Origin of the sequence: Allocoleopsis sp. (assembly GCF_036703385.1) — a bacterium.
GTDB lineage: Bacteria > Cyanobacteriota > Cyanobacteriia > Cyanobacteriales > Coleofasciculaceae > Allocoleopsis.
The window spans coordinates 1-9607 of the sequence record NZ_DATNPA010000669.1 but is presented as its reverse complement, the minus strand read 5'-3'; the positions used below and the strand labels follow the sequence as shown (position 1 = coordinate 9607).

At 46.5% G+C, this 9607-nt stretch carries 9 protein-coding genes; 4 read left to right on the top strand and 5 right to left on the bottom strand.

Annotated elements, in window-relative coordinates:
• Positions 1–143 precede the first annotated feature (143 nt).
• On the top strand, positions 144–2405 hold the full coding sequence (locus V6C93_RS31605; protein ID WP_333480646.1) for a cation:proton antiporter: 2262 nt from the start codon (positions 144–146) through the stop codon (positions 2403–2405).
• 111 nt (positions 2406–2516) lie between these two features.
• On the opposite strand, the gene V6C93_RS31600 is transcribed toward V6C93_RS31605, so the two are convergent.
• Positions 2517–4115, bottom strand: a complete 1599-nt coding sequence (locus V6C93_RS31600) for an alkaline phosphatase D family protein (protein WP_333480645.1) — start codon at positions 4113–4115, stop codon at positions 2517–2519.
• 101 nt (positions 4116–4216) lie between these two features.
• On the opposite strand from V6C93_RS31600, the gene V6C93_RS31595 reads away from it, so the two are divergent.
• Complete coding sequence (locus V6C93_RS31595; protein WP_333480644.1) at positions 4217–5155, top strand: bestrophin family protein; 939 nt, start codon at positions 4217–4219, stop codon at positions 5153–5155.
• Between the two features lie 241 nt (positions 5156–5396).
• Here V6C93_RS31595 and V6C93_RS31590 read toward each other — a convergent pair whose 3' ends face one another.
• The 3 genes from V6C93_RS31590 to nth form a co-directional block, all read right to left on the bottom strand.
• Complete coding sequence (locus tag V6C93_RS31590; RefSeq protein WP_333480643.1) at positions 5397–5864, bottom strand: hypothetical protein; 468 nt, start codon at positions 5862–5864, stop codon at positions 5397–5399.
• Positions 5865–6025: 161 nt separating this feature from the next.
• The gene (locus V6C93_RS31585; protein WP_333480642.1) at positions 6026–6703 is read right to left on the bottom strand and encodes a uracil-DNA glycosylase family protein; all 678 of its coding nucleotides are present in this window, start codon (positions 6701–6703) and stop codon (positions 6026–6028) included.
• Between the two features lie 209 nt (positions 6704–6912).
• Complete coding sequence (gene nth, locus V6C93_RS31580; protein ID WP_333480641.1) at positions 6913–7569, bottom strand: endonuclease III; 657 nt, start codon at positions 7567–7569, stop codon at positions 6913–6915.
• Between the two features lie 210 nt (positions 7570–7779).
• On the opposite strand from nth, the gene V6C93_RS31575 reads away from it, so the two are divergent.
• Positions 7780–8397, top strand: a complete 618-nt coding sequence (locus tag V6C93_RS31575; RefSeq protein WP_333480640.1) for an ATP-binding protein — start codon at positions 7780–7782, stop codon at positions 8395–8397.
• Positions 8398–8516: 119 nt separating this feature from the next.
• On the opposite strand, the gene tnpA is transcribed toward V6C93_RS31575, so the two are convergent.
• Positions 8517–8939, bottom strand: coding sequence for an IS200/IS605 family transposase (gene tnpA, locus V6C93_RS31570; RefSeq protein ID WP_333480639.1), 423 nt, complete (start codon positions 8937–8939; stop codon positions 8517–8519).
• A 31-nt stretch (positions 8940–8970) separates the two neighbouring features.
• Here tnpA and V6C93_RS31565 point away from each other — a divergent pair, with 31 nt between their 5' ends.
• Entirely contained in the window at positions 8971–9510 is a 540-nt protein-coding gene (locus V6C93_RS31565; RefSeq protein WP_333480638.1) for a transposase, read from the top strand.
• The last annotated feature ends 97 nt before the right edge of the window (positions 9511–9607 follow it).

Below are 9607 nucleotides of genomic sequence, written 5' to 3'. Positions count from 1 at the left end.
TGCTAAGAACGAAGGACGATACATGTAGAGAACTAACCTCTTGTGCAAAACCATCTTTTAACTGAGGTAAAGGTGAACCATAAAAAGCTTCATCTGAAACAACCTCTTCAAAAAAATTCATAACCCAATCTCTGGATGCCTCTATGCAAATCCTTCCCTCAATGCTTCTACCTGTAATCGCGGCTCAGAAAGCGGTAGGCGATAGTCTTATCAAGCCTCTGGGTCATCACGAGCTGCTGTTGGTGCTGATACAACTGTCGTTGCTGCTCCTTGTGGCACGGGGATTGGGTGAGTTGATGCGCCGGATCGATCTACCACCTGTTGTTGGGGAATTGCTGGCAGGTGTACTGCTGGGTCCTTCCCTATTTGGCTGGCTCTTCCCAGCGTTGTACACACAAATATTTCCGAAAAGCCAAGAACAGTCCAATCTTCTGTCTGTCGTTTCGTGGTTAGGAGTGCTGTTTTTGCTCATTGTGACTGGGCTGGAGACAGACCTCAACCTGATTATCCGTAAGGGTAAGACGGCTCTATTGATTTCACTAGGCGGGATTGTTGTACCCTTTGTCACAGGATTTGGTCTGGGCTGGTTGTTACCAGAGAGTTTTTTAAGTGATCCAACGAAGCGATTGGTATTCAGTTTGTTTATTGCCACCGCGATGAGCATCTCAGCAGTACCTGTGATTGCTAAGGTACTCATGGACTTAAATCTGATTCGCCGTGATATTGGTCAAGTGACCTTGGCGGCTGGGATGACTGACGACACCATCGGCTGGATTTTACTGTCTGTGGTGTCGGGTTTGGCTAGCAGCGGAAAATTTAACTTCACTACGGTTCTAACTTCGGTTGGGTCTGCTGTGTTGTTTTTGGCTATTGCCTTCACGATTGGGCGTACTGTTGTAGACCAGATTTTGCGGTGGGTAGATGACTCGATTGGGGGGTCAACGGCAAGTTTATCCGTTCTACTCATCCTCTCGCTGTTCGCCGCCTCGCTTACCCATGAGTTGGGACTCGAAGCCGCTTTGGGTGCTTTTGTGTTTGGGATTTTGGCGGGTCAATCCCGACGCTTTAGCCGTGAGGCTGGACATACTCTAGAAATGATCACCGCAGGCTTTTTAGCGCCCATCTTCTTTGCCAGTGCTGGATTGAAAGTTGACTTGCTCAAACTGCTGGTACCCCAAACGTTCATCTTTGGCTTGATTGTCCTCGCCGTCGCCTGCGTGGGCAAATTTACGGGAGCTTACATCGGTTCTCGTTTAGGGGGTTTGAGCCATTGGGAAGCTTTGGCGATGGGTTCAGGGATGAATGCACGCGGAGCAATGGAAATTATCGTTGCCACTATTGGTTTATCCCTAGGGGTACTCAATCCACAAATGTATTCAATCATTGTGATGGTCGCGATTGTCACCTCACTCATCGCACCGCCTCTTTTACGTTGGACCCTATCAAACGTGGTCATGAGTGAAGAGGAAGCTAACCGTCTAGCACAAGAAGAACTCTCAAGCCGTAGCTTTATTAAGAAAATTCACCGCGTCTTGATGCCAACTCGGGGAGGAACAAACGTGCAGCTGGCGGCTCAGTTAGTGAGCCACATGGCTCACCAGAACCCGATAGAAGTGACGGCGCTGTATGCCCACAGTGACAAACAGCCCGTGCGCAAAGCCCGTCAAGCTGCAACCCTCGTTAAGGAGACCACAGCTGAGGAAGCCTTTAGTGCCGTAGCCCAGGAGATGCAGCTACCGACTGGCACGACCCTACAGACTAAGGTGGAATCTGGGCAGAATAAAGCTAAGGTCATTCTCCAAGAAGCCAATAAAGGCTATGACTTGATTGTGCTGGGAGCGACTGAGCAAAAAGGTTCTAACAAGGCTCTTTTCAATATGCTGGTTGACCGGATTGTACAGGAGGCTCCCTGTGCAACGATGGTTGTGAAGTCCCACCTCTCTCAACCTCAGGGAGAGTCTTGCACGATTGCCCAGCAACCCCTCAGACATATTCTGGTTCCAACAGTGGGGACGGACTATAGCAAGAATGCGGTGGAGATCGCCAGTACGATCGCTGCACAGACTGGGGCATTAGTCACGATCGTGAATGTGATTAATCTACCTCATCTGGAGTACATTCTATATGAGGAGCGATCGCTGCATCCATTTCGGGAAATTGCTCAGAATTTGGTTGAACAGCAAGCTGAAATTGGACGCCTCCTCGGAGCCGAGGTCAATATCCGTATTTTGAAAGGAAGCTCTCCATCGCGGGAAATTCTCAAATTTGCCCAGGCTGAGGGGATTGACCTGATTATTTTGGGTAGCAATATGCGTATGGTCACGGGTCGAGTTTTCTTTGGTCATGGAGTGGATACCATCCTCAGTAACGCACACTGTCCAGTAGCGATTATTACTTCGCCCTAGCTGTCTCCAACAAATGCGATACCAAGCTGCGTTAGGCACATGATAGGTCTGCTTTGTGAGAAAGCCAACGAGAGTGCGATCGCCTAAAATTACTCTATCTGCGTACTTACTCTAAACTTCTGGTGGTAACTCTACGCTATAGAGCTTTTTACCTTCTAGATTGTGTAACGCTACGGTCATCACTTCAGTATCACCATCAATTTTCACCGTACCAAAGAACTGAAATCCTTCAGTGGGAGGACGATTTTGCTTAAGGTTTGGCGGTATGCTTTGAAACTTGACTTGAGGGCCAAAGGTATTATCAAGAACACTTGGCCCAAAGGTTCCTGCATGAAGTGGGCCAGCCACGAACTCCCAGAAGGGTTTAAAATCAGTAAACTGTGCTTTTCCTGGGTCGTAATAGTGTGCGGCAGCATAATGCACATCAGCTGTAAGCCAGACGACATTGCGAATATTGTTTTGTTGGATAAAGCGCAATAAATCCGCAAATTCGAGTTCCCGTCCCAAAGGTGGGCCATCTCCATTAGCAAGGTTCTCAAAGTTACTCTTGCCATCTCGAACCACTAGTCCGATAGGCATATCACTGCCAATCACCTTCCAAGTGGCTTTTGAGTTTTGCAATTTATTTTTTAACCACCGTACTTGAGCATTGCCCAAAAAGTCTGTTTCTGCACTCGCCACTGTCTGACGGTTGGGTGTATTCGGCCCCCGGTAAGTTCGCATATCGAGCATAAAAATATCCAGGGAAGGGCCATGATTGAACGAACGGTAAATGCGCTCGGAATCGTTGCAATCTAAGCGCATGGGAGTATATTCTAGGAATGCTTGCTTCGCTCGCGCCGCAAGCAGTGAGACACTTTTTACCTTGTAACGGTCATCGTCCATTAGCATCTGACCGGGGAACCAGTTATTGTGAGTTTCATGGTCGTCCCACTGCACAAGTTGAGGCACTTGGGCGTTAAAGCGGCGGACATTTTCATCCAGCAGGTTATAGATGAAATTGCCGCGAAACTCAGCAAGTGTTTCCGCTACTTTTGACTTTTCTGGGGTGGTGAGGTTTTTCCAGATACTGCCGTCATCCAGCTTTACTTCTGCTTGAATCGGGTTATCCCCATAGATAGTATCTCCAGAGTGGATGAAGAAGTCGGGATTTAACCGCCTTATCGCTTCATAAATTTTCATCCCACCCCACTCCGGGTTAATTCCCCAACCTTGTCCAGCCGTGTCTCCCGACCAAGCAAACAGGATATCGCGCTTTTTGGCAGAAGGTGTGCGGAAAGTCCCGATAACGGGGGCGCTATAGATATTCGTATCGGCTAAGTCTTGAAACGTGACTCGGTAGTATATTTGTTGGCTGGGCGGCAGATTGGCAAGGTTAATACGTGCTGTATAATCGCTGGTTTCCAAGGCGGCTGGCCCAAGGATATGCTTCGGGTTACGGAACGACTCGCTGGTGTCATACTCGACTATCATCTTAGCAGCGCGATCGCATCGACTCCAAATCATCGCACTGCCACTCGTAATGTCGCCACTCGCAACACCATAAGGTATAGTGGGACGCATCTTATCTGAGGTGATAATGGCTGGTGCCTTGACCTGTGCCAGTCCCGATTTTGAGAAAGCCTCTGCCGCAATCAGACTCCCGCCTGTTATAACTGAGCGAAGTAGAAAGCGACGGCGCGTTATATACCCCTGATTTTTGCGTTCCATGAGCCCCTTTTGATTTCGAGATACGTGAACCTTAGCCGTACTGATTAATGAATTGAGTCAAAATTATAGGGGATTGCATGACTGTTGATCGAGCAAATTGGATGCAATTAGCTTTACAATGGCGAGGCTCAGTTGCCTCTAAGATTTTTCCTGGTATCCTGTTGTGTGGAGGATTGGGGGTTGTAGTTTCTCTGTTTGATTATTTTGGATTCTCCGTATCCTGGAAGGGATTTGATATTCTTATTACCAATGTCTCCTACAACCTGGTCTTAGGTTTATTACTGGTTTTTCGTACCAATAGCGCCTATGCTAGCTATTGGGAAGGACGTAAAGGTTGGGGAACGATAACAGCGTCTATTCGGAGTTTAGGCCATCTGATTTGGGTGGCGATCGCTGAAGCTGAACCGAAAGATAGAGAAGGCAAAGTGTCTGCTTTACGGCTCTTGGTGGCTTGTGCGATCGCGATTAAATTGCAACTACGGCAACAGCCCATCAACAGTGAGTTAGAAGTACTGATTACACAAGAGCAATTGCTCCATCTTAAAGCGGTTAAATCAACGTCTCTACAACTAGCTGTTTGGGTCGGGGATTACCTGCAACAACAGTATAACCGGAAATTAGTCAGTGTGAATCAGCTGACCGCCATGAACGGTTTAGTCAATGATATGTTAGGGTCGTTAACCACCTGTGAACGAATTTTATCCACTCCAATTCCCTTAGCGTATGCCATTTACCTCAAGCGATTGTTGCTGATTTATTGTATTTCTCTCCCCTTCCAAGTCGTTAATACGTTGCATTGGTGGACTAGTCCAATCGTCGTCATTCTAAGTTTTGTATTGCTAGGTGTTGAAGAAATTGGAACAGAAATTGAAAATCCGTTTGGAGATGATGCTAACGATTTGCCATTAGACGAGATTTGCGCAACGATATCGCAGGATATTGAAGATTTAATTCGGGTAAATAGTCAGAAACAATTAAGTATTAATAATACCGAGTTAGAATTAACACCTCACTCATCATCTGTGGGCTTGCCAAATTGATAATATTAGGCTTGCAATTTCCTAAAATAGTGCAACACTTACGAAGATCCCCCTCAATCCCCCTTAACAAGGGGGACTTTAAATCCTCCATTTGTTCCCCCCTTTTTAAGTTGAAGGGGGGCTAGGGGTATCTGCCATGCGATCGCAAATTTATCAGATGAGGGGGATTCTGGCTCAATTTTCAGTATTGTGATGCTTATGAAATGATGCAATATACATAAGAATGGACATGAAATGAATACTAATTCATCTCATTGCTCTTGGGTCGATTCAACTCTTTACACTTCGCCAAAGCATCTTTGTAGGCAGCCTGATAGTCATGACCGCCTAACATTACGTCACCGTAATATTCGTAAGGTGCATCTCCATACACAGGAAGGGGCGGATCATCTGGATAATCTTCTTTGGCTTCTTCAACAGCTGCTAGAAGTTGCTTAATACTAAGGCGTTGTACTGGAAAGTAGTAGAGTTCTTGCTCTGTCCTGTTTAAGTGTGGCAGCGTTGGATCAACAATGCGATCCTCAAGCTCAAGCCAACAGTGTTCAATTGGTTTATACGGCTTGCCAGTCGTTGCTAAAAAGCCTTGTACATACATTGATTCCTTCAATAGTTTTGTGGCTAGGAAAGCATTATTAAAACTCTCTTTAGCTTTGCTTTTGATGTTATTAGCAATTTCTAAAGAAAGGGTCGTATCTAAAGGTTTGTTCATTTTGTGTTCTACATCTACATCTGAACCCTCCTTGAGAAGGAGGTACTTAAAGTGAATGGCACTGACATAACATCAGTTCGTAGTTGCACAAAGCGTGCTTTCTGGCGCTCAATCGCTACTACAAACATCTTAAAGTCAGCGCCATTCCACTTAAAGCTATCTTAAGAGAAGATGGACGTTAGACGCTGCTGAAGCAATTGGGGAAATTGTGCGTAGTATTGTTGGTTAAGCGGCGAGGGGTGGGGCAGTGGTAAAAGCGTCAGTGGACGTTCGTGTCGCTTGCCTTGCTCATCTTGGGCAGTTAGGGTGATGGGAAGGTTGGAGGTGTAGCGATCGCTTCCTTCAAAAAACTTAGCCGCTGCGCCTTTGGGGGCGTAAGGCGAAAACCATTTAAAGGCTTCGTTGCCTAGGGTGATGATGCGACTCCCTTGCCAGTGGAATACCAGCAGGCGTTCTAGAAAGGGGCGAAATCGCTTCTTGACCGCTTCTGAGTAGGCTTTGTTACCCGGTGGCTTGTAGGGAACGGTGTTTGTGAGTAGGACGCGATCGAGAACTCCCAATAAGTCTGTGTTACTGCTTGGTTCTTTCTGAAACAGGACACGGTAGAGACCTTGTCGAACAAGCCGACCGGCTGCACCATAGAGGGGTTGTTGAACAAGGACTTCATCTTTGCCTAAGTCACGGGCAAAAAAGCACAACTGACTTTCTAAATTGCCTCCATAGAGAATGGGCATTTTTGGGTCTAATCCAGCTGCTTGATAAACAGGTTCATCGATCGGAAAAGATTCACGTTTGGCTTCAGCGTAAACTTGAGCAATCAACTGGTTAATGTCTGACATGACCGAGATAGGGAATAGGTTATAGCTTGGTAGGTTGAAAGTTAGCAAGTTGAAGGTTATAAGCCGTTGTGTATTTAACATGCATGGCTCGGACAGGCAAGGATGCCCATCCCACAAAAAATCCCTACTCTTGCAACCTGCTGTCTTAGAGGATGGTTAGCTTAACCTTTAACCTTCTAACCTTCAACCTTCTACTGAGATCAATGACGTTAAAACTGTGATGCACTAGGGCATAAGCCAGCCACGAGACAGCTCGAACAAGCGGGCTTTTTGGCATTGCAAACAGCTCGACCATGATAGGTGAGGATCACAAAACAATGCCCCCACTCTGACTGGGGCAATAGTTGCATCAAATCTTTTTCAATGCGTTCTAAATCCTTTTGTTGAGAAAATCCTAAAAGCTGGCTCAGCCTTTTGACATGAGTATCAACTGTAACACCTGCATCAATACCATAAGCGTAATGCAGCACCATTGTAGCAGTCTTGCGGGCGACTCCTGGGAGTTTAACGAGTTCATCGATGTTTTGGGGGACTTGACCCCCGAATTGCTCGACCAACATGCGACAGGTGGCTTGAATATTTTTTGTTTTGTTGCGGAAGAATGATAAAGGGCGCACAATAGCTTCTATCTCATTGGAGTCAGCTTCGGCAATGGCTGCGGCGTCAGGAAAGCGGCGAAACAGTTCGGTAGTGACGGAGTTGACGCGCTCGTCGGTGCATTGCGCTGCCATGATTACAGCTAGAAGCAGTTGCACGGGGGTTTGGTAATTGAGGGGACAGGGTTCGGTGGCGTAAAGTGGCTTCAAACGCTCTAAAATTTCCAAGGCTCGTTGCTGCTGGGGTGCAATGTCTTGGGTCAGACTCACTTCAACCTCCTGTAGGGAACAGCTATTCAGTATCTACACCAGGAAGCGATCGCTTTTCGGATGCGGTGGTTCAGCTTATTCGCCTTACTGGCAGAATCAGCGTCCAACTCAGCGCTTCAGCGATTGAGCAAAGCGCAGTGCCGTAGGCGATCGCAATGTAAATCGTTGTCCAATTCAGACTAGGTTAGTAGTACAAAAGTTCTGTTTTGCATGATTATCAGTCACTTTCTGATTGGCCCCCCTGGTTCCGGCAAGTCCACCTTTGCCAGCCAACTCATTGAACTCATCCCCACCGCGAGGATTGTCTCTAGCGATGCGATTCGCACTCTTCTATTCGGTGATGAAAGTATCCAGGGGGATTGGTCGCTGATTGAAGAAAAAATTCTGTCCCAAATCCAAGAAGCATTGCAAGCAGGGCAACCTGTCATTTACGATGCCACTAATGCCAAACCAGAGTGGCGAAAATCTCTTTTGAATCGGGTTAGGGATGATTCTGTGCAGTGGATGGCATGGCACTTGCAAACACCGCTTTCTCTGTGCAAAGCTTGGAACAAGCAACGTCTCCGTCAGGTACCGGAAATTGTAATTGAGGAGTTGTTCCAAGCGCTACAAGAGTTTCCGCCATCTGAAAAAGAGGGTTTTGTGATTGTCAATTCAGTATGCATTACCGAGCAAGGATTCGATCTGGCACGAGTTGAACGCCAGCTTAAGGACTTCACAAACTTGGCTTCCAAATCGGAGGGATCGGGAAAAGCAGGAAAGCCCCAGGCGATCGCATCCGTTCATGCTCTGAGGTGCGATCGCATCCAGCAGGGAAACGGGGAGTGACACACTACTGTTTAATTCTGAGTGATTCTCACCGGGCGGCAATCGTCCAATTAACTTTAACTCTTCTGTGCGGGAAGTCCCCATACGCAGCGTAGCGGAGTGTGGGGATGAAAGCACAGTCAGGATGTAGCGGGTTTGGGGCTATCTTGCTTTTTGATATAGTTCTTGAGGACATCTAGAGATACTCCACCACTGGAGTTCACAAAGTAGGAACTAGACCAGAAAACTGGCTTACGGTAAAACTTGCTGACATGCTCAGCAAATTCTTTGCGAATTAATCTACTTGATGTAGATTTTATAATCTTTACAAACTCCGCAATATGGTTATCAGGGGAGAGGTTGACCAATAAATGAACATGGTCACTCTCTCCATTGAATTCAACCAGTACATTCTTCTGCTCCTGACAAAGTTCAGAGATAATCTGCTCTAGTCTTTGGAGTATTTCTGAAGTAATGACCTTGCGTCTGTACTTGGTAACAAGCACAATATGTAGGTGAATGCAGTACACAGCATGAGAACTCTTTCTGAGAGTCGGTTGCATTTGGTATTACGTGAATGGTATTATGGCAAGCATGATAGTAACACGTAGAGTCACCTTTCGCTTATATCCGAACAAGTCTCAAGAAGCCAAGCTGCATTATTGGCGTCGGCTTCATAAAGACTTGTTTAATGCCTGTCTTGCCGAAAGGAAGACAACATATCAGTGTGAAGGTCGCTCCATCGGTTATTTCGACCAGCAGAATGCTTTACCTAAATTCAAGGAGAATTTTCCCGACTATAAAGAGCTGGGTTCCCAAGCTCTGCAAGCAACAGTGAAGCGTGTTGACTATGGCTTCCAGCGCTTCTTCCAAGGTTTGGACAAGTATCCAAGATTCAAATCATCTCGCTATTACAGAGGTTGGACTTATCCTGGTACTGCTGGATGGAAAGCACATACGAATGGGGGAAACGGACATCTAGAAATCTCAAAGCTGGGCAAAATTCAGATGCGAGGCAAGGCTCGGAATTGGGGAACACCCACCACTTGCACAATGATCTGGAAGAACAATAAATGGTACGCTTCCATCAGTGCGATTCGTTGGCTAGAAATCAGCCAGAACCTAACATTTTAGGTCTAGGTTTGAAGGATTAGCCGCAAGGATGAAAGTTCAAAAGACTGAACCTTGACAACTTAACAGCCATGTAGGTGAAAGACAAGTATCCTAGAAC